The sequence below is a fragment of the Colwellia sp. D2M02 genome, from assembly GCF_018860755.1.
Lineage (GTDB): Bacteria > Pseudomonadota > Gammaproteobacteria > Enterobacterales > Alteromonadaceae > Colwellia > Colwellia asteriadis.
This window is the reverse complement of sequence record NZ_JAHKPW010000058.1, coordinates 1-24140: the sequence shown is the minus strand read 5'-3', so window position 1 is coordinate 24140 and position 24140 is coordinate 1. Positions and strand designations below refer to the sequence as shown.

Annotated in this window: 25 protein-coding genes; 18 read left to right on the top strand and 7 right to left on the bottom strand. The window is 38.2% G+C overall.

What is annotated here, in order from left to right:
- The first annotated feature begins 55 nt into the window (after positions 1-55).
- The 6 genes from KO495_RS09570 to KO495_RS09545 all read left to right on the top strand — a co-directional run bounded on the left by KO495_RS09570 (position 56) and on the right by KO495_RS09545 (position 8782).
- Positions 56-874: a patatin-like phospholipase family protein gene (locus tag KO495_RS09570; RefSeq protein ID WP_215980181.1), complete on the top strand. Its 819-nt coding sequence runs from the start codon at positions 56-58 to the stop codon at positions 872-874.
- Positions 875-984: 110 nt separating this feature from the next.
- Positions 985-2988, top strand: coding sequence for a tetratricopeptide repeat-containing sensor histidine kinase (locus KO495_RS09565; protein ID WP_215980180.1), 2004 nt, complete (start codon positions 985-987; stop codon positions 2986-2988).
- Between the two features lie 157 nt (positions 2989-3145).
- A complete protein-coding gene (locus KO495_RS09560) occupies positions 3146-4789 on the top strand; it encodes an acyl-CoA ligase (AMP-forming), exosortase A system-associated (RefSeq protein ID WP_215980179.1) in 1644 nt (547 codons plus the stop codon).
- Between the two features lie 35 nt (positions 4790-4824).
- A complete protein-coding gene (locus tag KO495_RS09555; protein ID WP_215980178.1) occupies positions 4825-6084 on the top strand; it encodes a pyridoxal-dependent decarboxylase, exosortase A system-associated in 1260 nt (419 codons plus the stop codon).
- Positions 6085-6258: 174 nt separating this feature from the next.
- Complete coding sequence (locus tag KO495_RS09550) at positions 6259-7086, top strand: PEP-CTERM/exosortase system-associated acyltransferase (protein ID WP_215980177.1); 828 nt, start codon at positions 6259-6261, stop codon at positions 7084-7086.
- A 22-nt stretch (positions 7087-7108) separates the two neighbouring features.
- Positions 7109-8782: an FAD-binding protein gene (locus tag KO495_RS09545; RefSeq protein WP_215980176.1), complete on the top strand. Its 1674-nt coding sequence runs from the start codon at positions 7109-7111 to the stop codon at positions 8780-8782.
- 124 nt (positions 8783-8906) lie between these two features.
- On the opposite strand, the gene murA is transcribed toward KO495_RS09545, so the two are convergent.
- The 7 genes from murA to mlaF form a co-directional block, all read right to left on the bottom strand.
- Positions 8907-10172 (bottom strand): UDP-N-acetylglucosamine 1-carboxyvinyltransferase, encoded by a 1266-nt coding sequence (gene murA, locus KO495_RS09540; protein ID WP_215980175.1) that lies wholly within the window; start codon positions 10170-10172, stop codon positions 8907-8909.
- A gap of 57 nt (positions 10173-10229) precedes the next feature.
- Positions 10230-10496 (bottom strand): BolA/IbaG family iron-sulfur metabolism protein, encoded by a 267-nt coding sequence (locus tag KO495_RS09535; protein WP_215980174.1) that lies wholly within the window; start codon positions 10494-10496, stop codon positions 10230-10232.
- 27 nt (positions 10497-10523) lie between these two features.
- Entirely contained in the window at positions 10524-10829 is a 306-nt protein-coding gene (locus KO495_RS09530; RefSeq protein WP_215980173.1) for an STAS domain-containing protein, read from the bottom strand.
- 3 nt (positions 10830-10832) lie between these two features.
- Positions 10833-11600, bottom strand: a complete 768-nt coding sequence (locus KO495_RS09525) for an ABC transporter substrate-binding protein (protein ID WP_215980172.1) — start codon at positions 11598-11600, stop codon at positions 10833-10835.
- Entirely contained in the window at positions 11593-12066 is a 474-nt protein-coding gene (mlaD, locus tag KO495_RS09520) for an outer membrane lipid asymmetry maintenance protein MlaD (RefSeq protein WP_215980171.1), read from the bottom strand. The genes KO495_RS09525 and mlaD overlap by 8 nt, the downstream gene beginning before the upstream one ends.
- A gap of 141 nt (positions 12067-12207) precedes the next feature.
- Entirely contained in the window at positions 12208-12987 is a 780-nt protein-coding gene (gene mlaE / locus KO495_RS09515; RefSeq protein ID WP_215980170.1) for a lipid asymmetry maintenance ABC transporter permease subunit MlaE, read from the bottom strand.
- Positions 12984-13817: a phospholipid ABC transporter ATP-binding protein MlaF gene (mlaF, locus tag KO495_RS09510; RefSeq protein WP_215980169.1), complete on the bottom strand. Its 834-nt coding sequence runs from the start codon at positions 13815-13817 to the stop codon at positions 12984-12986. Before mlaF ends, mlaE begins: the two co-directional genes overlap by 4 nt.
- Before the next feature lie 334 nt (positions 13818-14151).
- On the opposite strand from mlaF, the gene KO495_RS09505 reads away from it, so the two are divergent.
- The 12 genes from KO495_RS09505 to mgtE all read left to right on the top strand — a co-directional run bounded on the left by KO495_RS09505 (position 14152) and on the right by mgtE (position 23861).
- Positions 14152-15123 (top strand): calcium/sodium antiporter, encoded by a 972-nt coding sequence (locus KO495_RS09505; RefSeq protein ID WP_215980168.1) that lies wholly within the window; start codon positions 14152-14154, stop codon positions 15121-15123.
- Between the two features lie 74 nt (positions 15124-15197).
- Positions 15198-16163, top strand: coding sequence for a KpsF/GutQ family sugar-phosphate isomerase (locus KO495_RS09500; protein ID WP_215980167.1), 966 nt, complete (start codon positions 15198-15200; stop codon positions 16161-16163).
- The gene (kdsC, locus tag KO495_RS09495) at positions 16164-16709 is read left to right on the top strand and encodes a 3-deoxy-manno-octulosonate-8-phosphatase KdsC (protein WP_215980166.1); all 546 of its coding nucleotides are present in this window, start codon (positions 16164-16166) and stop codon (positions 16707-16709) included.
- Positions 16706-17272 (top strand): LPS export ABC transporter periplasmic protein LptC, encoded by a 567-nt coding sequence (gene lptC / locus KO495_RS09490; RefSeq protein ID WP_215980165.1) that lies wholly within the window; start codon positions 16706-16708, stop codon positions 17270-17272. The genes kdsC and lptC overlap by 4 nt, the downstream gene beginning before the upstream one ends.
- Positions 17265-17915: a lipopolysaccharide transport periplasmic protein LptA gene (gene lptA, locus KO495_RS09485; RefSeq protein ID WP_215980164.1), complete on the top strand. Its 651-nt coding sequence runs from the start codon at positions 17265-17267 to the stop codon at positions 17913-17915. Before lptC ends, lptA begins: the two co-directional genes overlap by 8 nt.
- Positions 17893-18636, top strand: coding sequence for an LPS export ABC transporter ATP-binding protein (gene lptB / locus KO495_RS09480; RefSeq protein WP_215980163.1), 744 nt, complete (start codon positions 17893-17895; stop codon positions 18634-18636). The genes lptA and lptB overlap by 23 nt, the downstream gene beginning before the upstream one ends.
- A gap of 96 nt (positions 18637-18732) precedes the next feature.
- Positions 18733-20247, top strand: a complete 1515-nt coding sequence (locus KO495_RS09475) for an RNA polymerase factor sigma-54 (RefSeq protein WP_215980162.1) — start codon at positions 18733-18735, stop codon at positions 20245-20247.
- Between the two features lie 25 nt (positions 20248-20272).
- Complete coding sequence (hpf, locus tag KO495_RS09470) at positions 20273-20560, top strand: ribosome hibernation promoting factor (protein ID WP_215980161.1); 288 nt, start codon at positions 20273-20275, stop codon at positions 20558-20560.
- Positions 20561-20648: 88 nt separating this feature from the next.
- Positions 20649-21101: a PTS IIA-like nitrogen regulatory protein PtsN gene (gene ptsN / locus KO495_RS09465; protein WP_215980160.1), complete on the top strand. Its 453-nt coding sequence runs from the start codon at positions 20649-20651 to the stop codon at positions 21099-21101.
- A gap of 29 nt (positions 21102-21130) precedes the next feature.
- The gene (rapZ, locus tag KO495_RS09460; protein ID WP_215980159.1) at positions 21131-21985 is read left to right on the top strand and encodes an RNase adapter RapZ; all 855 of its coding nucleotides are present in this window, start codon (positions 21131-21133) and stop codon (positions 21983-21985) included.
- Positions 21986-22052: 67 nt separating this feature from the next.
- The gene (locus tag KO495_RS09455) at positions 22053-22328 is read left to right on the top strand and encodes an HPr family phosphocarrier protein (RefSeq protein ID WP_215980158.1); all 276 of its coding nucleotides are present in this window, start codon (positions 22053-22055) and stop codon (positions 22326-22328) included.
- Positions 22329-22502: 174 nt separating this feature from the next.
- On the top strand, positions 22503-23861 hold the full coding sequence (mgtE, locus tag KO495_RS09450; RefSeq protein ID WP_215980157.1) for a magnesium transporter: 1359 nt from the start codon (positions 22503-22505) through the stop codon (positions 23859-23861).
- Positions 23862-24140: the final 279 nt, after the last annotated feature.

Sequence of the window (24140 nt, the reverse complement as noted above, 5' to 3'; positions counted from 1 at the left end):
ACTTAATTGAATAAAATAAAAGACACCTATAGTCTCATACCGAATAGGAAGCTAAATGACTAAAGCGATAGTACCTATTTTTGCTGGCGGTGGTACACGCCTGCCTGCTCATTTAGGGGTATTAAAAGCACTAGAGTTACTTGATGTTCCTTTTAAGGATTTAGTTGGCGTATCAGGGGGCAGTATTATCTCCAGTTTTTATGCCGCTGGCATGCCAATTAATCAAATTAAAAACATTGCCTTAAAAACTAATTATCAGCAATTTAGAGAGTTCTCACTACTCAAGCTAATACGTCACGGCGGTTTAAGCTCTGGCGATGCCTTTGAGCGTTGGGTTGATAGTCACTTAGAAGGGAAAACCTTTTCTCAGTTAGAAAAAAAACTACACATAGTGGCAACGGATGTCACTAACGGTAAACCCGTTATTTTTAATGCCGATTTAACTCCTGACATGAAAGTATCAACTGCAGTACGCTTTTCCATGTCAATTCCCCTCGTGTTTAGTTTTAAACCTTTTGGTAAACGGATTATGGTCGATGGGAGTATTTTATCTGAAGATGCTTTGCATAGAGACTGGGATAACAAAGGTACCCCCGTTTTATGCTTTCGTTTACGTGGCGAGCACGAATACGATCATTTAAAGGTTAATGGTTTTTTTCCCATTTATAACTACGTAACACTATTAATTCGCACCTTTATGACAACAATTTCTCGTGAGTATATTAATGAAAGTTTTTGGCATAACACCATTGTCATTAATATTGGTGAACACTCTGCCGTTGACTTTAAAATGACCAAAGAACAAAAACATGAGCTTTATAAAATAGGATTTCAAACCGCTATGGAAATTATCCCCATTAAAATCGCACATTAAACTTACTGCCTATGTATTTTTTAAAAGATTATCGTTGTAATACGTCACGACACATAACGTACGTTTGTATATTTTTATTGTATTCATTAGCAAGTGTACAGCAAACCGCTTTGAGCAATGAAGCGCCTCTTTATACAGATGAGTATTTAGCCTTAAAGAAAATATTAATATCAGACCCTAGCAAAGCATTAACTCAGGCTAACTATTTGCTTGAACAAAAAAACACCGTTCATCAAACTCTTAATTTATTAGAAATCAAAGTTTACTCTTATTTATATACTAATAAATATTCCGAGGCTTTTGCTGTTATAGAAGAAATAGCAAACGTAGTTAAAAATAATCCATCGCCATTAGCTCAATGGAAACTGCACTATATTCAAGGAACCAGTTACTGGCACACCGAGCAAGGTAATCAAGCCATTAAGCATTACGCAAAAGCTTATGACTTTATTAAACCCCATCAAAACTATACATACGAGCGCGCCAACACCGAAAATGCGCTTGGCTATATTTCTGTTAAGTTGGGCTTTTATAAAGAAGCTATCCCTTATTTAACTGATTCACTCAACTTTAATAAGAAACGCAATGATCCTATATATTTAGGCCAGGCCTATAACAATTTAGGGGAAGCTTATTTTGGCTTAGAACAATATGAGAAAGCAGCAGAATTACATCAACAAGCCTTAGCAATAAGACTTAAAAACAAGTTAACTTTCCACTCTTCCTACTCGTACCATAATTTAGGGCTTATTTACAAAGTAAAAAATGAGCCTGAAAAGGCTCAGCTGAGCTTACTTAAAGCGATAGAAATAAGAAAAGAGAACCATTTTATTAAAGGGCTACTCGCCAGCCAACTAGAGCTAGCGAAATTATATAATGAAACCGAGCAAGACAAAGCAAGTGAAGACTTATTATTAGATATTATTCTTATCGCCGAAAAAGAAAAAAAATACACAACCCTCGCAGAGGCTTATAAATTACAAACACAACGCTATGAGAAACGTAAACAATTTAAAGAAGCTTTTCATGCCTTGCACAACTACCAAAATATACTCGCCAAAATACAGCTGAATATTAATGATGCAGAGTTAACTAGCTACATCACAAAGCTAAGTACTGTAACCAAAAACTTAGATATTTTATCTTTAAATAAAGCCAACGAGATTAAACAGTTAAAAATAAATAATGTTGAGCAGCGTAGCACTCTTATTATTATTTTCGGCAGTATAATCGTTATTATTTTGAGCGTTTTTCTAGGGTTATTACATAGCCGACGTAAAAAAATACAAAATATAAACACAAACCTATCAATCACGTTAGAAAATCTACGCACTACGCAAGCAAAGTTAATTGAGTCTGAAAAAATGTCCGCATTAACCATTCTTGTTTCAGGTGTTGCACATAAAATAAACACGCCGCTAGGGAATAGCGTCACGGCAATTTCCCATATAGCATATATGACTAAAAACCTTTCTCTACAGGTTGAAGCTAACCAGATCACTAAAAACACGTTCACAGAGTTTATTACCACATTAGAGCAAAGCTGCAACTTAGCATTGAATAATATGAACACTGCTGCTGAGTTAGTCAGCCACTTTAAGCTGCTATCAACCCAACTCGCTGGAGACAAAAAAGAGAAGTTTAATATATTAACGCAATTACAAAGTCAGGGTGAGGCTATAGCAACTAACCTACTTACTCATCAAGATGAAGTAAATATACATGGCGATAATATAAGCATAGAAGGCTACCCTACCGCATTGCAGAAAGTGTTAGAGCATTTAATCAATAATTCACGAGAACATGGCCAACAAGAGGGAAAAAATCTTATTATTGATATTGCCGTAAAGCATAAAAACGCTCCGAAAGCGCACACTGAGCATTTAGAGATAACCTATCAAGATAATGGCAAGGGCATTGATAAGTATTTAATGGGTAAAGTATTCGATCCATTTTATACTACTCAAATGGGTGGTCATAATATCGGTTTAGGCTTAAGTGTGGTTTATAATTTAGTCGTTCAACTAATGCAAGGAACAATTAGCTGTGAAGAGTCTGACGCTGGCACCACCCTTTTTAAAATAACACTACCAATCACAATTACAGACGCCTAGTTCAACTTAACTGCAAACAATCACTGATGTCTGCTCAATAGCGTTGTTAAAATACCGCAGCCAAGGTATATTGCTTCATTATTATTAACTGATTAACCTCTTAATTGGGTTAATTAACGCATTTTAATACGTAGTAAGAAATTTATCTGGACGTAAAATGACTACTCTCGTACACCAACTCATCAGTAATTCTGCAAAAAAAACACCTAATAGCATCGCATTACAACAAAAAGATCAGCAGCTTACTTATCAAGAATTAAACTCTCATATAAGCAGCGTGGCTAATGTTTATAAGTCGCTGAATGTAAAAGCAGGTGATCGTATCGGTATTTATTTAGCCAAAAATTTTTATAATGTCGAAGCGATGTTTGCTTGTAGTCAAGCTAATGCGGTCTTTGTGCCTATTAATCCAGTGTTAAAAGCCCCACAAGTTCAGCACATTATTAACGACTGTCAAATATCAGTGCTGGTTACAAATATTGCACGCTTCACAGCATTACAAGAGATACTCATTGCGCTAAAAAGTATTAAACACATTATTATTACCGACTTAAACGATAATAATATAAAAAAGGTTGATAGCATTGATGGAGTTAAAATTCATTGCTGGCGTAATTTAGCCCAACAGAATACCACTGATACGCACGAACTAACCACACAGGGGTTAAGCTCAAATAACTCAACTATATTAGCCCCATCAGAGCAATTAGCCGCTATTTTATATAGCTCAGGTAGCACCGGTAAACCTAAAGGTATTATGCTTAGCCATAAAAATCTGATTTTGGGCGCTCAATCCGTAAGTAAATACTTAGAAAACACCGAAGAAGACAGACTGTTAGCTGTATTACCGCTAAGTTTTGACTATGGTTTAAACCAATTAACTACCATGTTTCTAGTGGGCGGGCGCTGTGTTTTGTTAGATTACTTGTTTGCTAATGACGTACTTAAAGCTGTCGCGAAGTATAAAATTACAGGTCTTGCAGGCGTGCCACCGTTATGGGCACAACTTATAAAGACTAAGTGGCATGAATACTCAACCCAATCATTAAGATATTTCACAAACTCTGGTGGGGTATTACCCGTAGTGGTTATTAAACAGCTACGATCATACCTACCTCAAGCTAAACCTTATTTAATGTATGGTTTAACAGAGGCTTTTCGCTCAACTTATTTATCACCCGATGAAATTGATAATAAAACTGGCTCTATGGGAAAAGCAATCCCTAATGCCGAAGTGTTAGTATTAAGGCCTGATGGTAGTGAATGTGAAGTTAATGAAGTTGGTGAATTAGTGCATATTGGCCCGTTAGTTAGTTTAGGTTATTGGCAAAATATTGAGGCAACTAAACAGCGCTTTAAAGCGACTCCCTCACTTGCCATTAATTGCGAAAAATCACCACTAGCGGTTTATTCCGGTGACTTCGTTAAACGTGATGCTGATGGTTTTTTATATTTTATTGCCCGCCAAGATGAAATGATAAAAACCTCTGGCTATCGTGTTAGTCCAAGTGAAGTAGAAGAAGTTATTTTACAACAAGCTAATATTAACGAGGTCGTTGTTTTAGGCATTCAAGACAAAGAATTAGGCCAAGCTATTATTGCTGTACTATCGCTCCTTGATAATAGTCCACTTGACGAAAATAAAGTAATTGAGCGCACATTACAGCAGCATTGTAGTTTATCATTAGCAAATTACATGGTGCCCAAGAAGTTCATAATACTCGATAGTTTACCTAAAAATGCTAATGGCAAGCTTGACCGTAATTTACTTAAACAACAGTATGACAATACTTCTCAGTAAGTTAATAACATCACAGAGCGTTATAGAGATAAACAATGATAAAAAATAGCGAAAAACTAACGGAAGCCAGAGCCATTCCTAAACAGTTCAAGCATGATAATAATAAACTACTACTTGGTGGCTTAAGTTTGACCAATATTGAATTATTACTCGGTAGTACTCCTTATTATGCTTATGACAAACAAATCATTACCGAAAAAGTAGCCTCGTTAAAAGCCGCTCTACCTAGCGATATAACCTTGCATTACGCGATAAAAGCCAATCCTTATCAACCGATTGTTAATTTACTTGCTCAACAAGTAAGTGGCTTTGATGTTGCATCTAAAAAGGAGATGTTACTAGCACTACAAACCGGTATGCCTGCAAACAACATTAGCTTTGCTGGCCCAGGAAAAACAATCGCAGACATTAGCGCAGCCATTATCGCAGGAGTTACCCTACACGTAGAATCACCCACGGAAATAAGTCGAGTAGCAAATACTGCGCAACAACTTTCACTAAGAGCAAATATAGCAATTAGGGTTAACCCTGAGTTTGAATTAAAGCACTCTGGTATGAAAATGTCTGGTGGTGCTAAACCTTTTGGTATTGATGAAGAAGCACTACCTGAATTAATTCCTCAATTACCTTTTGAGCATATCAACTTACGCGGCTTCCATATTTATTCAGGTTCACAAAACCTTAACGCTGACGCGATATTATCAACGCAACAACAAACATTATCCTTAGCAACGAAACTCATCACATTAGCACAACAATATAACCCGACAAAAATTGATTATATTAATATGGGGGGCGGCTTAGGTATTCCTTACTTTAAGAATGAAAAACCTTTAGATATAGAGTACCTTGGCAATCAACTTACAACGGTGCTCAAATCATTTAAATCGAAATTTGCCGATGTTGAGGTGATTCTCGAATTAGGTCGTTATCTAGTAGGTGATGCTGGTATTTATGTCACGAAAGTTATTGATAAAAAAGTATCTCGTGGCACAAGCTATTTAGTTTGTGATGGCGGCTTACATCATCATTTAGCTAATTCAGGTAATTTTGGTCAGGTTATTCGTAAGAATTACCCTGTTGCTATAGGTAACAAGCTTGCAGGAGATGAACGAGAACAAGTTTCGATTGTCGGCCCATTATGTACACCGTTAGATATTTTGGCAGATAAGGTCACCTTACCCACAGCAACAATTGATGATTATGTGGTGGTATTTCAATCGGGAGCCTATGGCGCATCAGCAAGCCCAAAAGACTTTCTAAGCCAACCTGAGCTTAAAGAGGTTCTGCTATAAGCTGCACTTCAGTCATTCAAGGAGTTAAAAATATATTAATTGAGGGTTATTCAAAGTATCGGACTATAATTATACCAATACGCTTTTAATGTGAACGCACATAGTGCAATATTCGAGCAGACCTTAGGTCAAATAATCGTTTGTCATTATTTACTTAAACAATATGGAAGACTAATGAACTGGAATAAACGTTTACTTAACACCCCAATTATTGGTGATATCACCAAAAAAATTGTTTCGATAAAAGCAAGCAGGGAAGCGCATAGCATTTCAGATCATTTTACTCAATTTTTACAACCTCACATAGCCGTTAATCAAACGTTAAAAGAAGAAGCATTTAAAATTAGACACAACGTTTACTGCGAAGAACTTGCATTTGAAGATATTAAGCCAGACGGTCAAGAAAAAGATGAGTTCGACGAACAGTCAATTTTCTCATTAATTAAGCACAAGCCAACGGACACTTTTACCAGCTGCGTTCGTTTAGTCACCTCACAAAAGCCGGGTCAATTGCTACCTATTGAAAAATATTGTTTGCACTCTATAACCAATACTAACCTAAGCCCTGAGCGTTTTAACCGTAATGAAATCGCTGAAATATCACGGCTGGCGGTTAAGTCAGATTTCAGACGCCGTAAAGCCGATCACTATAAAGGCTCCGCAACCGGGGTTATCAGCGAAGTAAGCTATTCTGAAACTGAATTACGTTGCTTCCCTTTTATCGCTATTGGTTTATACATGGCTGCCGCTACTATGGGGATGAACACAGGGATAAGGCACGTTTACGTGATGATGGAGCCAAGATTAGCAAGAAGCATGCGCTTTATTGGTATTGCTTTTGAACAGCTAGGCCCTCCTGTTGATTATCATGGCTTACGCGCCCCTTATTATATTAATCCAGAGATATTTATGAAAAACTTGTCTCCTGGCTTTAAAAGCCTATACACAACCATAGAAAAAGATATAAAAAAACAGCTTAAGCAGTTAGAGCTACTTAAATAATCTAATAAGAAGATCATAGCAAATGAACACTGCATTATTAGCGCTAATCCAAGAAAAACTATCTATAGATTCAACATTGTCTGCCGATAGCACCGTTATTTCACAGTACCTTCAAGGAACAGAAGGACTGGATAACTTCTCAGAAAAAAAACGACAACTGTTGGCGGTTATTATCATCAAAAAATCCTCTGAAATTAAAGTGCTACTTGATTTAGCAAACCATTACGCTAAAGATGAGGCTTTACGTTTCTCTCTATACCCAGTGAGCACTGGAAATAACTGGGGTTACGGCACATCTCAACCTGCCGGGAAAGGCGAAAATATAATAATACTTGATCTCAGTCAGCTAACTAGAATTATAGATTTTGATGCTGAACTTGGTTTAATTACACTTGAACCCGGCGTTACCCAACAACAGCTCAGTGACTACTTAATTTCGCTTGGCGATAGTTACATGGTACCAGTAACAGGAGCTGGGCCAGACTGTTCAATACTGTCAAATGCATTAGAACGAGGTTACGGTATTACCCCTTATACTGACCATTTTAGTGCGGTCACCAGTATTCAAGGCTATTGGGCAAATGGCAGCCCTTTTCAATCTGCGGTCAATGAACTTGATCAATCTCAAGAGCAGTTTGTTGATAAAACATTTAAATGGGGTGTAGGCCCATATTTAGATGGTTTATTTACTCAGTCAAACTTAGGCGTAGTTAGTCAAATGACACTTCGTTTAGCGAAGAAAAAACCCGATTTCACTTCTTTTTTCATCCAGCTAAACGATGACAATCAACTTGAAGATGTTGTTCCTCTGATAAGGCAAGTACTGCAAGATTATGAAGGTATTGTCGGCTCAATTAATTTAATGGATAAGCGACGTATTTTGTCGATGTTTGCCACAAACCCAAATGGCGAAGATACACATAGTGTTATGCATCAAAAAGATATTCTCCGACTAGGCAAAGAATTACAAGCACCGTGCTGGACTATTGTCGGCACTATTTACGGCAGTAAAGCGGTGGTTAGTGCCGTAAAATGTGAGATAAACGCCCTCTTCAAAAACCTTCCTTGTAAACGTGTTTATTCAAATAGTTTGCTGATTACCTGTGCCAATAAAGTAATATCGGCATTACCTCAGTGGTTAATTGAAAAAGTCGCCCCTTTAAAGGTTATTAGTGAGCAACTAAACTCCTTCAACAAGGGGAAAGAGATCATGCTGGGTAAGCCAAATAAAGTCGCCTTAAAACTTGCTTATTGGCGACACCCACAAGCATCCTCATTTGATAAAGCGGCATTATCGCCTAGCAAAGATGGTTGCGGACTGCTTTGGTACGCTCCTTTAATTACAATGAAAGCAGGCAAAATGCGTGAATTTGTTGATTTTATTCGTGATACTTGCCCTAAGTATAATATCGAGCCTTTTATAACATTTACTAATTTACGACATGATTGTGTTGATAGTACCATTCCAATAGTCTTTGACTTAAGCAACCCTCAAGCGGTTAGCGATGCACATAACTGCTTAAAAGACTTAGTAGAAAACGGCTTAAAAAAAGGCTTTGTGCCTTATCGTTTAAATATAGATCAACAGCAATGGTTACTAAATAAAGAGACACCTTTTTGGCAAACCGTTAATGCTATCAAAGACGCTCTTGATCCCAACCACATATTAAGTCAAGGGCGCTACAACCCTCGCTAGTTAACCTAAACTCAACTTTTTTGCTTTAAAAGTATAAAAAAGCCCGATTAACTCTCGTTAATCGGGCGATAAATATTATTTTTTAACCTAAATGTAACTAATAAACGTTAAGTATTATTTAAAGCTAACTTTCAACTTGAATACGGGTAATGTTAGCACCTAATGCTTGTAATTTATCTTCAATTCGTAAATAACCACGATCGATATGATAAATTCTATCAACTTGTGTTGGCGTTTTAGCAACTAAGCCGGCAATAACTAAACTTGCAGAAGCGCGTAAATCAGTGGCCATAACTTGTGCGCCATTTAGGCTTTCAACGCCTTTAACAATCGCGGTATTACCTTCTAATGAAATATTGGCTCCCATACGCTGTAATTCAGGAGCATGCATAAAGCGATTTTCAAAAATGGTTTCTATAACTGTCGCCGTACCTTGAGCTAAAACGTTCATCGTCATAAACTGTGCTTGCATATCAGTAGGAAACGCTGGGTGCGGTGCTGTTCTAATATTCACAGCTTTAGCAGGTCCTGACATGATTAGTTCAATCCAGTCATCGCCCGTATTAATTGTAGCGCCAGCTTCTTGTAACTTACTTAATACCGCTTCTAATGCACTAGGGTCAGTATTTAAACATTTGATATGACCTTGCGTTACTGCCGCAGCAACTAAAAAAGTTCCTGTTTCGATACGATCAGGCATAACACGATAAGCACTGCCATTTAGCTCACTAACACCTTCAATAGTTAAGGTATCGGTACCTGCACCAGTAATTTTAGCGCCCATACTAATAAGACAGTTAGCTAAATCAACAATTTCAGGCTCACGTGCTGCATTTTCAATAATAGTAGTGCCTTCAGCTAACGCTGCAGCCATCATTAAGTTTTCCGTACCGGTAACACTAACCGTGTCCATAAAGATATTAGCACCGTTTAGGCGGCCATCTTTTTTAGCGACAATATAGCCATTTTCAACATCAATATCGGCACCCATGGCTTTAAGACCTTGAATGTGCAAATCAACTGGTCTAGCGCCAATGGCACAACCACCCGGTAACGAAACTTCAGCATGTCCCATACGAGCGAGTAATGGGCCAAGCACAAGAATTGAAGCACGCATCGTTTTAACTAAATCGTAAGGTGCACGACATAAATCAATAGTACTGGCGTCAATCGAAAGTTCATCGTCAGCTAACCACTGTGTTTTAGCGCCTAACTGCGTAAGCAGTTTAACCGTGGTTAAAATGTCATTTAACTGCGGAACATTACTAAAAACTATTGGTGTTTTTGACAATAATGCCGACATTAAAATAGGAAGAGCTGCGTTTTTTGCGCCCGAAATAACCACTTCACCTTGAAGAGGCGTACCACCAATAACTTTAAATGCTTCCAAAATAAATCACTACTTTCTTTTAAACTAAAATTAAATCAACGAAGTAAACTCAACAGCTTATAAGCTATTAAACATTTTATCTCGTTGCCACTGCGCTTTGTTGTATGTTTTCACTGAAACAGCATGCACGCTACCGTCTTTAATTAACTCAGCTAAAGGCTTTAATACCGCTTGTTGACGCTTAACTCGACTTAAGTCATCAAACATATCACTTACAGCGATAATACGACATTGCGAGCCATCAAATTTTACTTGTATTTCATCAAGTTCGAGTGCTTCAGTTACACGTTGCTTAATTAGTACTTCTACTTCACTTATTTCCAAGCGAATTCTCCTACATTATTCTGTGTGTTATTCGCTTACGGTTACCGGCAATAGACCGTTAACGCCGCTTAACGCTATTAGTTTGTATAATTTTTCGGGTAAATGCATAAAGGTTATTTCACAAGAGTGTGCGATGCTTTGTTCAAGCAAATAAAATAACCAAGCAAGACCTGCAGTATCAACTTTAGTGACGGCGCTTAAGTCTACCGTAACATGATCAAACGAAAAGCAGTTAGAATAATTGTTCTTGTTAATAAGAGCAAGGCTATGGCGACTTAATTCACCATTAATCGATAATACTTTATCTGCAATTGTTAAATTAACACTACTCACATGCTAACCTTTTTCATCATTAAAGCTATCAACCACAGCGTCTTTATCTGCGCCGTCTTTGAAGACAATGTTACGTTCACTTTTCTTTTTTAATAACTCAGTAACGTAGGCTAACCCTTTTTGCCTAATAATACTGCCAAGCTCGGCTTGTTTAGAGTCGAGTAAGCTTACACCTTCTGCAATCATATCAAATGCTTGCCATGTATCGTCTTTAGTGTTTCTTCGCACTTTAAAAGAAACATCAATATCATCACGCCCAGGCATAATAACACGCGTATTAACAGCAATAATTTTATTATCTTTAAAGTCTCTCTCACGTTCAAAAATAACTTGCTGATTATCATAGAGTGTAAAAACTTGCGCGTAAGAAGTAATTAGGTACTCCTTAAAAACAGGGACAAATTCACTGCGCTCTTCTTTAGTGGTATTTCTTAAGTGCTGTCCTACTACTTTAAACGCTGAATATTGATAATTCACATAAGGCATCAACTCTTCACGAACAATATCTTTAAGAATATTAGGATTTTTTCTAATATTTTCTTGTTCATCAGCAAAGCGTTTAAAGGTAAGGCTTGCTACTTCTTCAATCATTTTGTAAGGATTTTTTTGATCAACAAGATTTGCACTAGCGCTTTGGCTTGTTGCTTCTTCTGCTTGCTCACCTATTGCAAACACTTGGCTACTATAACTTACTGATGTTAGTGCTATTGCACAAAGAATGCTCTTTAATGTCATTGCTTTACTCACTGTATTGCTTACCATGTTATTCATCACCACTTCCTTGGCTAAATAAAAATTGACCTATTAACTCTTCTAAAACTAATGCAGGTTTAGTGTCTTCAATAAAGTCACCTGGTTTTAATGTATCTAAAGACTCATCAACAAAGCCTGGCTGAATCCCTAAATATTGTTCACCTAATAACCCTGAAGTTAAAATAGCCACTGAAGTTGCTTCAGAAAAGTTATTATATTGCGTATAAATATCTAATGTAACGACGGGAGTATAATCATCATTCGCTAATGATATTTTGCTCACTCGTCCCACTACAACGCCACCAACCTTAATTGGTGAGCGTACTTTCAGACCACCAATATTATCAAACTTTGCTTGAAGTTGGTAAGTTTCCCCTCCTCCTGAAATACCAGTGTTAGCCACTTTCAGTGATAACATTAATAAGGCAAGAATCCCTAACGCTACAAATATTCCAACTAATAACTCTGTTTTTTTCGACACCATGTCTTCACCAACGCCTTAATTACCTATAAATGACAAATTAATAATAGTAGCCAACTAATATAAGGTAACGGGGGTTACATTACTGTAGCTATACTATTGAACTTAAACTAACCTATTTAACCTATTTATTTTTAAAATGGCTTACCTTGCAAACATTAAAGCCGTTAAAATAAAGTCTAAACATAAAACTAATAAAGATGACTGTACAACCGTTGAGGTCGTTGCTCTGCTAATACCTTCTGATGTTGGTTCACAATCGTAACCTTTATATACCGCTATCCAAGTAACCACGAAAGCAAAAACCACACTCTTAATCACACCATTAAGAATATCTTTTTGGAAATCGACCTGTCCTTGCATTACCGACCAAAAGGTACCGCCGTCAACACCTAACCAGTCAACACCAACTAAATGCGCCCCTAAAATACCAACCATAGAAAAAATAGCGGCAAGTAAAGGTAGTGCAATAAAGCCAGCCCAAAAACGTGGCGCAATAACGCGTCTCAGCGGGTCAACAGCCATCATTTCTAAACTTGATAATTGCTCAGTAGCTTTCATTAGGCCAATTTCAGCCGTAAGTGCGGAGCCTGCTCTACCCGCAAATAAAAGCGCCGCAACCACAGGACCTAATTCACGTAATAAAGAAAGCGCGACCATAGGCCCTAAACTTGCTTCAGCACCATAGCCCACTAAAATGGTATAACCTTGTAACGCTAATACCATGCCAATGAATGCCCCTGACACGATGATGATCAATAGTGACATTACACCAACACTGTGTAATTGCTGAATTAATAAGGGGGTTCCTTTCTTAAAATTTGGCACATGCATTAACGCAGAAACCAATAGCATTACTGCTCGCCCTAAACCACTGATAACGCCCAGCGTATTTCGACCAAGTTGCTGTATTTGCGTTATCATTTAGCACCTCCAGCACTACTTGGTTTAATGAGTTCATCTTTATAATTTGGCGCGTCGTAATGAAACGGCACAGCTCCGTCCGCTTCACCACGAACAAATTGCTGCACTAAAGGAGAAGTTGCTTGGCGAATTTGCTCTGGCGTTCCATGACCAATAATTTTTTTATCCGCGATAATATAAATATAATCTGCGATACTCATCACTTCGGGTACGTCGTGCGAGACAACAACCGACGTTAGACCAAGCGCATCATTAAGAGAGCGAATTAAACGTACAATTACCCCCATTGAGATCGGGTCTTGGCCAGCAAAAGGTTCATCATATAAAATTAATTCAGGATCTAAAGCAATGGCGCGCGCTAAGGCAACCCTTCGAGCCATGCCACCTGAAAGTTCACTTGGCTGCAAGTGTTTGGCACCACGCAACCCTACGGCCTCTAGCTTCATTAAAACAATTTTTTCAATTAAGTATTCTGGTAAATTACAATGTTCGCGGATAGGGAAAGCAATATTATCGTAAACACTCATGTCGGTGAATAGCGCACCACTTTGAAATAACATACTCATACGTTTACGTACTTCGTAGAGATCATTACGTGATAATTTGGGAATATTATGTTCAGCAAAATAAATATTGCCTGATTCAGGTTTTATTTGCCCGCCAATCAAACGTAGCAGTGTCGTTTTTCCGATACCACTAGGCCCCATAATGGCAGTAACTTTTCCAGTAGGAATAGACAAACTAATATTATCGTAAATAACACGTTCACCTCGTTTAAAGGTAAGGTTTTCGATTTGTACTAATTTTTCAGGCTGTTCAGAATTGGGCATTTAATTAACATCAATGTTGTTTAATTTATTCGCTATAAGTTGTGTTTTGTTAAAGACACGGAAACAGCAATAAAAATTCTTCAGAATATCAATTGATTTTACCTGAGCGGCGGCAATTGTTCATTAGAAAAAGTAAGCTAAAGGACAATTTAATGTAAGATTAGCGGCCTAAATTGTAAGAAAATGATCATTTATTACTTTTATTTTACATTAGCTAGCGAGTTAATTGCGTAAAACAGCAGCAATCTGCTTTTTTTTTTCTTCATCGGGCATTATTTGCTTTTGTTTTAGTTCACAACCAGCGACAATTTAACCTTACGAAAGTGGAGTTATCATGTTAGAACAAATTATTATTTTATTACTTGCCCTTGTTGCACTTGTTTGGAGTGCAGACAAATTTGTATTTGGCGCTTCTTCATTAGCGAGAAACTTGGGCGTTTCGCCTATGATTATCGGTTTAACCATTGTAGCTATGGGATCATCAGCACCTGAAATGATGGTAGCGGCAACAGCTTCTTTGCAAGGTAATGTTGATACCGCTATTGGTAACGCTATTGGCTCAAACATTACCAATATTGCATTAGTATTAGGGGTTACCGCGTTATTAAAACCATTAACGGTTTCATCTCAAACCGTTAAACGAGAAATTCCACTCATATTGGGCGTTACCGCGCTCGCTTATTATGTGCTTTATGATCAACACTTTAGTTTTATTGAAGGGGTCATTTTAGTTATTGGCTTTGCCGTTTACATTCTTGCGCTACTGTTTATTACCCTACAAAAAACCAAAGATAAGCCCAGTGATGATCCTTTAATTTTAGAAGCAGAAAAAGATGTACCACCTGCTGCGCCGCTAAAATCATCAATATTTTGGCTAGTTATCGGTATGGTAGTATTGCCATTAAGTGCAGGTTATTTAGTTGAATCCTCAGTGTTCATTGCCAAAGAGTTTGGCATTAGCGATTTAGTTATCGGACTTACTATTATTGCTATTGGTACTAGCTTGCCTGAACTTGCTGCCTGCATTGCCAGTATCATTAAAAAAGAAGACGACTTAGCACTAGGTAATATTATTGGCTCCAATATTTTTAATATTTTAGCCGTATTACCAATTGCAGCACTCATTGCACCAGGAGACATCGACCCGTTAGCAACAACACGTGACGCGCCTTACATGCTTGGTGTAACTTTGTTACTCTTTATTTTATGTTTTAGCCGTAAGTTAGGTTACTTTAGAATAACCCGTGGTAAAGGGGCTTTATTATTAATCAGTTTCGCGGCTTATCAAGTACTACTATTTAATTAAAAAGTGTCGCTAACTGTACAAGCCACCTTAACAGAATCATCATTAACGGATCAGCAGGTATTAATCGAGCTAACATGCAAAATTTTAAACAATTAGCAAAAAATGTTATCAATATAGAACAGCAAGCGATTACTGAATTATTACAATACATTGATGATGATTTTGAACTTGCCTGCCAACTAATGTATCACTGTAAAGGTCGTGTTATTGTTATTGGTATGGGTAAGTCTGGGCATATTGGTGGGAAAATAGCGGCAACATTAGCCAGCACTGGCACTCCCGCTTTTTTTGTTCACCCTGGTGAAGCCAGTCATGGTGATTTAGGCATGATTACTAGCGACGACGTAGTGTTAACTATTTCAAATTCTGGTGAAACCGTTGAAGTACTCGCAATTATTCCCGTAATTAAACGTATTGGTGCCAAGCTTATTTCTATGACGGGTAATGCAGATTCAACTCTCGCTAAATTAGCAGACACTCATATTTGTATTAAAGTAAGCACCGAAGCATGCCCACTTGGCTTAGCGCCAACATCAAGTACCACAGCAACCTTAGTAATGGGCGACGCACTTGCCGTCGCTTTACTCAATGCCCGAGGATTTACCGCTGATGATTTTGCTTTATCACACCCTGGTGGCAGTTTAGGTAAGCGTTTATTACTCCGCCTTGAAGATATTATGCATCAAGAAGAACGTATTCCTGTGGTTGCCGATACTGCGTTTATTAAAGATGCACTGGTAGAAATGTCGCTCAAAGGTCTTGGTATGACCGCCGTTGTTAATAAAAATAATGTCCTAACAGGGTTGTTTACCGACGGTGACTTACGCCGTATTCTTGATGAAGAAGTGAATATCCATCACGATACTATTGCTAGCGTTATGACCCAAAAACCTCGTACAGCTCATGCTGATATGCTAGCTGCGCAAGCGTTAAAGGTAATGGAAGATAATAAAATTAATGGTTTAATTGTCGTCAATGAATTAAATCAACCAATTGGTGCAATGAACATGCATGACTTATTAAAATCAGGAGTGCTGTAATTGAATACTCTATATGGCGAAGTTAACAGTCACACCCTAGCACAAGCTAAAAACATAAAACTATTAGTGTGCGATGTCGATGGAGTTTTTTCTGATGGTCGTATTTACTTAGGTAATGATGGTGAAGAACTAAAAGCTTTTCACACCAAAGACGGCTTAGGCATAAAGTCACTTGGTAGTTCTGGTGTAGCCGTAGCAATAATTACTGGCCGCAATTCAGCTATCGTAAAGAACCGTATGACGGCTTTAAATGTTAAACATATTATTCAAGGGCAAGAAGATAAGTTACCCGCGTTAACCGCCCTTGCAACTGAACTTAATTTACCGTTAACACAAATAGCTTACATTGGTGACGATGTACCTGATATTGCCTGTATTAACGCGGTAGGATTAGGCATAGCTGTACAAGACGCTCACCCTTTAACGCTACAAGCTGCAAATTACATAACATTTACACGCGGTGGCTTTGGCGCAGTAAGAGAAGTGTGTGACTTAATCATGCAAAGTCAAAACACCTTAACATGTGTTACGGGCGCTAGTGTATGAATAGGTTAAACAGCCTAGCCTTTTTTATTTTAGTATTAAGTGCCACTATATATGGCATTATCGTTTGGAAAGGAGAACTTGTTCAACCAGACGATATTATTGATAGTGAAGAAACACCTGACTTTATTGCCGAGGCTTTAAAAAGTAATATCTACACTGACTTAGGGAAATTATCTCATACTATTGAGGCAGATCGTATGGAGCATTATTCAAAGCAAGAATTAACACGCTTTGAGTTACCCAATTATACGTTATACCCTAAAAGTAGTAAGGCACCTTGGAAAGCGAGTGCAAAAGAAGCGATATTATATAAAAATAACCGAGTCGTGTTGAATCACCGTGTCCGCTTAAAATCAACCGAACAAGATAGTTTAATAGAAGAAGTTCATTGTAAGTATTTAGAGCTAGACTTAAATACAAATATTATTAGTTCAGATCAAACCGTTGTAATAATCGGTAAAGATTTTACCATGTATGGTTCTGGACTGATTATCGATTTAAACACTAAACAGATGACGCTAACTGAACATGTACGTACCCTTTATAAGAAAAATCATGAATAAAAAATTTAATACGCCACTTAGCTTATTACTTGGTAGCGCTTTGTTTTTCACAGCGTCACTTAACGTAGTTTATGCTGCCAAAAAAGACTTAAATCAAGAGATCACCGTTGACTCTAAAAAAACAGCTGCCGATTTAAAAAATAAAATAGCGAGTTACTTAGGTAGTGTAAGTATCAGACAAGGCTCTATTTTGATTTCTGCAGACTTAGTACAAGTTTTTAGTAACAAAGATGAAAACAGCGATGAAAAGTCTGATGTCTATTTAGCTAAAGGCTCTCCCGCTTTATTTCAGCAAGAGCTTGAAGATGGCAGCTTAATTAGCTTACAAGCCGATGAAATAAAATATCAACCAAGCTTAAATATAATTACTGTGGCAGGAAATGCCGTAGTAAAACAAGCAGGTAGCGAAGTTAGCGGCAGCAAAATTATTTATAATACATTAAGTGAGAAACTTGAAGCCGAAAGTAATAATAACGAAACAGTCACCACCATATTACAGCCAACCTTACTGAAAAAGCAAAAAGCACTAAAAGATAAAGCTAAGAGCGACCTTGATAAAGAGCCAAAGACAGTCAGTGAGACTACTGAGCAAGCACCTGGAGAAGCGACTAAAGAAGAAGGTGACTCAAGTGTCGAAGGTTAATACATTAGTTGCTAGTGGACTTGCTAAGTCATACAAAGACCGACAAGTTGTTAAAGATGTTAGCTTAGCCGTCAGCACTGGGCAAATTGTTGGCTTGCTTGGACCTAACGGAGCAGGAAAAACCACCTCTTTTTACATGATAGTAGGGCTTGTACCTAACGATGATGGGCAAATAATACTTAACGACCAAGACGTTACATTATCGCCTATGCATGAAAGAGCAAGACAAGGTATCGGTTACTTACCACAAGAAGCGTCAATTTTTCGCAAGCTTTCAGTAACTGATAACATCATGGCTATTTTACAAATACGCAAAGAGTTAAACGAACAACAGCGCCTAGAAAAACTAGAGCACTTATTAGAAGAGTTCAATATTTGTCATATTCGCGATAACTTGGGCATGAGTTTATCTGGTGGTGAGCGTCGACGCGTAGAAATAGCACGAGCATTAGCCGCCGATCCACAATTTATTTTACTTGATGAGCCTTTTGCCGGTGTAGATCCGATTTCAGTTGGCGACATTAAAAAAATCATCATACACTTAAAGCAACGAGGAATTGGTGTATTAATAACTGATCATAACGTACGTGAAACGTTAGATGTGTGTGAACATGCTTATATTGTTAGTCATGGTGAAATTATCGCTCAAGGTGATGCGGATCAAATTCTTGCCAATCAAAAAGTAAGAGATGTATACCTTGGCGAACAATTCACGCTATAGTTATAGTATCAATCCGAATCGTAGAAAAACGTGTTCAATGGGTTATTGGTCACACCATAACCATTAAAAATAATAACAGGAAACCACATAACATCGATGCGCCCTACATTACAGCTCCGTATTGGACAACAGTTAACCATGACGCCACAATTGCAGCAAGCTATCAAGCTCCTGCAATTATCAACGTTAGAGTTACAACAAGAAATTCAAGAAGTGCTAGAGAGCAACCCGTTATTAGAAATTGACGAAAGCAGCCAAAGCGATAGCAACGACGAAAAAAATAGTTTAGAAGATGCATTCTCTGCAAACTCTAATGATGCACAAAGTGATAATAACAGCAGTGATGGTAGTGAAGACCAACAGGCTAATATTGACGAAATAAGTACTAGTGAAGCGCTAGAGAAAAGTGATATTCCTGAAGAATTGAATATTGATACTACTTGGGAAGAAAGTTACAGCGCAGGCGTTTCTAATACAGGAGCTGTGAGCAGCGCAAGTGAAGATTACACTTACCAAGGAGAAACGACCGACTCAATTCAAGGTCATTTGTTATGGCAAATGGAATTAACCCCTTTTTCAGATACCGACCGCACTATTGCAACCGCCATTATTGAAGCGGTAGATGACGCTGGCTACTTAACGGTTTCCTCAGAAGATATTCTAGAAAGTGTTGGTATTGAAGACGTCGAATTAGATGAAGTTGAAGCAGTATTAAAACGCATCAATATGTTTGATCCTGTCGGCGTAGCAGCACGCTCAATACCTGAGTGTTTACTCATTCAATTAAACCAGTTTGATAAAAACACTCCTTATTTAGCTGAAAGTAAGAAAATTATTAGCGAGCATATTGATTTACTTGGCAATAGAGATTACCGCCAATTAATGCGCAAAACGAAATTAAAAGAAGATCAATTACGTGAAGTAATGCGCTTAATTCAGAGCTTAAACCCTCGACCAGGTGATGCGGTTATTACTGGCGATGATCAGTATGTTATTCCTGATGTTTCCGTTGAGAAAAAAAATGGTCGTTGGGTGGTTGAACTAAATTCAGATACCGCACCTAAGCTCAGCATAAATCAGCAATATGCTGCAATGAGCAAGAGTATGAAGTCCTCTACTGATGGGCAATTCATTCGTGCCAATTTACAAGATGCAAAATGGTTTATAAAAAGTTTAGAATCGCGCAATGATACTTTATTAAAAGTTTCGAACTGTATTGTACAACGCCAGCAAGGCTTTTTAGAGCATGGTCCAGAAGCTATGCGTCCAATGGTTCTGAACGATATTGCCGAAGCCGTTGAAATGCATGAGTCAACCATTTCACGTGTTACCACGCAAAAATACATGCACACCCCTCGTGGTATTTTTGAGCTTAAATACTTCTTTTCAAGCCATGTCAGTACTGAGAATGGTGGAGAGTGTTCTTCTACAGCAATAAGATCGCTAATCAAGAAACTTATTTTGGCAGAAACACCTGCTAAACCGTTGAGTGATAGTAAAATGGCTGACTTATTAGCCGAACAAGGTATTAACGTTGCAAGACGCACAATAGCTAAATATAGAGAGTCATTATCTATTCCTCCTTCAAATCAACGAAAAAGCTTACTTTAAGTAACTCATCAAAAGGATAACGCTTATGCAAATCAATCTTACCGGTCACCATGTCGACATTACTGATGCGCTTCGTGAGTATGTAAATACTAAGTTTACTAAGCTAGAGCGACATTTTGATCAAATAAATAACTCTCATGTTATCTTAACCGTTGAAAAGCTTGAGCAAAAAGCAGAGGCAAACCTTCATATAAAAGGCGGTGAAGTATTCGCTTCGGCTATTAATACTGACATGTATGCCGCGATTGATACTTTAGTTGATAAGTTAGATAGGCAAATTCTTAAACACAAAGGCAAAGCAGCGCAACATTAATTCGACAAAAGTCGCGTAGCATAAAGCCTTAAATCACCTTAATATAAGAGCCCAATCTATGGGCTCTTCCACTTACTTTTAGCAATTTATGAAATTATCAGAGATTTTAACCCTCGACTGTACCTTATGTGCAATAAAAACCACCAGTAAAAAGCGAATTTTAGAAGAGATTTGCCAATTAGCCGCTAATAAGGTTACCGAGCTCGATCAAGACGAACTACTCGATAGTTTACTTGATAGAGAAAAAATGGGTAGCACAGGTATTGGAAATGGCATAGCGATACCTCATGGTCGTTTGCCAAATAGCAGTAAAGCGGTGGCGGTACTAGTTACAACCGAAAACGCCATTGACTTTGATGCTATTGACAACCGCAGTGTCGATGTTTTTATCAGTCTATTTGTTCCTGAAGATAGCTGCCAAGAGCACCTTAATACGCTACAAAGTATTGCTAAATTATTTAGTGATAAAAAGGTCATAAAGAATGTCCGTAAGTGCACTAGCAACCAAGAACTGTTCGATGTTATTCAACAAGCAAGTTAAACGCTAATGAGTTGTGGGGAAAGCGTAAAATGAAATTAATTATCGTCAGTGGCCGCTCAGGATCAGGTAAATCGGTTGCGCTAAGAGTGCTTGAAGATTTAGGTTATTATTGCGTTGATAACATACCGGTAAACTTATTACCGGCCTTAACTCATACCGTAATTAACGATTATGAAACTGTTGCGGTTAGTTTAGATGTACGTAATTTACCGAAAGATCCACAAGATATTCCAGAAATAATCGCGTACTTACCCAAAGCGGTTGACGTAACCACTTTATTTCTTGATGCTGATGATAACGATTTAATTCGCCGCTTCAGTGAAACCCGTCGTCTTCACCCACTGATTAAAGAAAACTTAGCACTAGATCAAGCAATTACCTTAGAGAAAAAATTACTCGAGCCAATTTCAGTGAGCGCTGATTTATACATTAATACCAGTCAATTGTCTCCACACCAACTAGCTGACTTAGTAAGGGAGCGCATTTTAGGTAAGAAAACCGGTACTATGGTACTTGTTTTTCAATCCTTTGGCTTTAAACATGGCATCCCCGTTGATGCTGATTATGTATTTGATGCACGATTTTTACCGAACCCTTTTTGGGAAAAAAACTTAAAAGAGCACACAGGTCAAAACCAAGAGGTGAAAGATTTTCTAGCAAGTCAGCCAATAGTCACTAAGTTTGTTTGGCAAATAAATAGCTTTATGATGACCTGGTTACCACACTTAGAGCGCAATAATCGTAGCTATGTCACCATAGCAATAGGTTGTACCGGCGGTAAACACCGCTCAGTATATATTGCAGAATTATTAGCAAAAAACTTTCGCAAAGAGCGTGATGATGTACAAACTCATCACCGAGATATCGACGTAAAATCAACCTAAATAGGCCAGCTTTAGCTATGGTTAGCAAGAAATAGCGACATTAATAATTGAGTAATAAGGAAGATTTATGACCACTCACCAACAAACCGTCACTATTTGTAATAAACTAGGTTTACATGCAAGAGCCGCAACCAAACTCGCCCAATTAAGTCAAAAATTTAGTGCTGATATCACCTTAGAATTAAATCAGAAAGAAGCGAATGCAAACAGTATTATGGCGTTGATGTTACTCGCTGGCGGAAAAGGTAAGTCGGTTAATATAACCGCAACAGGTGATGATGCAGAGCTCGCTTTAGCAGAAATATGCCAGCTAATATCTGATAAATTTGACGAAGATGAATAAGCTAAGCCACAAATTTTATTGCATAATTTATAATAAATAATCACAGAATAGCTGATAAAAACACTACGTTACGATAAACTTAGTACAACTTCCAAGGAGACTTTCCCACAGCTAAATATTCGCTTGAGTTAAAGCGATACCTTAAGACCGCTAGAACTAACGAGCAGGGCCGCTATGCCAGAGATATCAGAGCAAGATTACAGTCAAAAAAAATTACAGCAAGTTAATGAAGCATTAGGTAGCGGCATGTTTGTTTATGTTCGCAAGCTTTTGCAACATATGCCCGCTTATGACCTCGCTCTGATATTAGAATCTTCAACCACTAAGAGCCGCCCTGTATTATGGCAACTTATCGACCCAGACTTTCACGGCGACGTACTCGAAGAGCTTAACGAAGAAGTACGAAAAGGTATTCTTAAAAGCATGCAGCCCGAAAAGCTTGCTGCTGTTGCCGAAGGCATGGACGTAGATGATCTTGCTGAAGTACTACGTACACTACCTGATGCTGTATTTAAGCAAGTTCTAAATTCGATGGACTCCCAAGATCGGAGTCGAGTTGAAGCAGCACTCTCATACGAAGAAGATACCGCTGGCGGTATTATGAATACCGATACAATCACCTTACGTCCCGATGTAAGCGTTGATGTAGTATTACGTTATTTACGCCTTAAAGGCGAGCTACCTGAGTCTACCGACTCCTTCTATGTTGTTAATCGAGATAACCGCTTTATTGGCGCAGTGTCTTTAGCGGCTCTTGTTACCGCTAAGGCTAATGTGATTATAAAAACCTTAATTAATGCCGAAATTGAAGCGGTACAAGCCGATATGCACGAGCAAGATGTTGCCCAATTATTTGAGCGACATGATTGGTTTTCAGCGCCGGTCATTGATGAAGAAGGGCATCTATTAGGTCGTATCACCATTGATGATGTGGTTGATATTATTCGTGAAAATGCCGAGCACTCAATGATGAGTATGGCAGGTTTAGATGATGAGGCCGACACCTTTGCGCCCGTTATTAAAAGTACTAAACAACGCTCATTATGGCTTGGCGTTAACCTGATTACTGCACTACTTGCGGTTGCAGTTACCAGCATGTTTGAAGGGGTTTTTCAACAACTCGCCATTTTAGCGGTACTGAATTCTTTGGTGCCAAGCATGGGTGGTGTTGCAGGTAACCAAACCCTAACACTTGTTATACGCGGTATGGCACTTGGTCATGTCGGTGGTAGTAACGCCAGAGCATTACTAAATAAAGAGGTTGCTATTGGCTTTTTAAATGGCATTATTTGGGCAGTGCTGATTGCCAGTGTAGTGGCGATTTGGAAACAAGATTTAATGCTAGGCGGCGTTATCGCCTTTGCGATGTTAATGAATATGACAGCGGCTGGTTTGGCTGGGGTTGCTATTCCGCTACTGTTAAAGCGGATGAATATAGATCCAGCCTTAGCGGGAAGTGTAATTATTACCACGGTTACCGATGTTGTTGGTATTTTTGCCTTTTTAGGGACTGCCACCTTGTTTTTAGTGTAAACAGCCGTAAGCATTAGCTACTGCTTTATCTTAACCAACCAGAGTTCGGCTTAACAAATGTTTCTCTTGCAGCTACTTTTCCTAGCTTCTTCGTCAAATTTACTTGCAATGGGCCAGCTATTGACGCGAAGTTTGCCTTGCTTATCATATAAAAAGAAGAAAAACTATCAAGCCAGCGATTCAGAAAAGTAATTTTTGCTAATATTTCAACTTGTTAAATATCTCTTAAACCGAGTTCAGATTAACTAAAAACGCCGATGATATGAGACTGTCATCGGC

Bases quoted from the DNA above. Each gene is read 5' to 3' on its own strand.
- KO495_RS09570 (WP_215980181.1), top strand. From the start codon at position 56: ATGACTAAAGCGATAGTACCTATTTTTGCTGGCGGTGGTACACGCCTG.
- KO495_RS09560 (WP_215980179.1), top strand. From the start codon at position 3,146: ATGACTACTCTCGTACACCAACTCATCAGTAATTCTGCAAAAAAAACA.
- KO495_RS09555 (WP_215980178.1), top strand. From the start codon at position 4,825: ATGATAAAAAATAGCGAAAAACTAACGGAAGCCAGAGCCATTCCTAAA.
- KO495_RS09550 (WP_215980177.1), top strand. From the start codon at position 6,259: ATGAACTGGAATAAACGTTTACTTAACACCCCAATTATTGGTGATATC.
- KO495_RS09545 (WP_215980176.1), top strand. From the start codon at position 7,109: ATGAACACTGCATTATTAGCGCTAATCCAAGAAAAACTATCTATAGAT.
- KO495_RS09525 (WP_215980172.1), bottom strand. From the start codon at position 11,600: ATGAATAACATGGTAAGCAATACAGTGAGTAAAGCAATGACATTAAAG.
- mlaD (WP_215980171.1), bottom strand. From the start codon at position 12,066: ATGGTGTCGAAAAAAACAGAGTTATTAGTTGGAATATTTGTAGCGTTA.
- mlaE (WP_215980170.1), bottom strand. From the start codon at position 12,987: ATGATAACGCAAATACAGCAACTTGGTCGAAATACGCTGGGCGTTATC.
- mlaF (WP_215980169.1), bottom strand. From the start codon at position 13,817: ATGCCCAATTCTGAACAGCCTGAAAAATTAGTACAAATCGAAAACCTT.
- KO495_RS09505 (WP_215980168.1), top strand. From the start codon at position 14,152: ATGTTAGAACAAATTATTATTTTATTACTTGCCCTTGTTGCACTTGTT.
- KO495_RS09500 (WP_215980167.1), top strand. From the start codon at position 15,198: ATGCAAAATTTTAAACAATTAGCAAAAAATGTTATCAATATAGAACAG.
- lptC (WP_215980165.1), top strand. From the start codon at position 16,706: ATGAATAGGTTAAACAGCCTAGCCTTTTTTATTTTAGTATTAAGTGCC.
- lptA (WP_215980164.1), top strand. From the start codon at position 17,265: ATGAATAAAAAATTTAATACGCCACTTAGCTTATTACTTGGTAGCGCT.
- KO495_RS09475 (WP_215980162.1), top strand. From the start codon at position 18,733: ATGCGCCCTACATTACAGCTCCGTATTGGACAACAGTTAACCATGACG.
- hpf (WP_215980161.1), top strand. From the start codon at position 20,273: ATGCAAATCAATCTTACCGGTCACCATGTCGACATTACTGATGCGCTT.
- ptsN (WP_215980160.1), top strand. From the start codon at position 20,649: ATGAAATTATCAGAGATTTTAACCCTCGACTGTACCTTATGTGCAATA.
- rapZ (WP_215980159.1), top strand. From the start codon at position 21,131: ATGAAATTAATTATCGTCAGTGGCCGCTCAGGATCAGGTAAATCGGTT.
- KO495_RS09455 (WP_215980158.1), top strand. From the start codon at position 22,053: ATGACCACTCACCAACAAACCGTCACTATTTGTAATAAACTAGGTTTA.
- mgtE (WP_215980157.1), top strand. From the start codon at position 22,503: ATGCCAGAGATATCAGAGCAAGATTACAGTCAAAAAAAATTACAGCAA.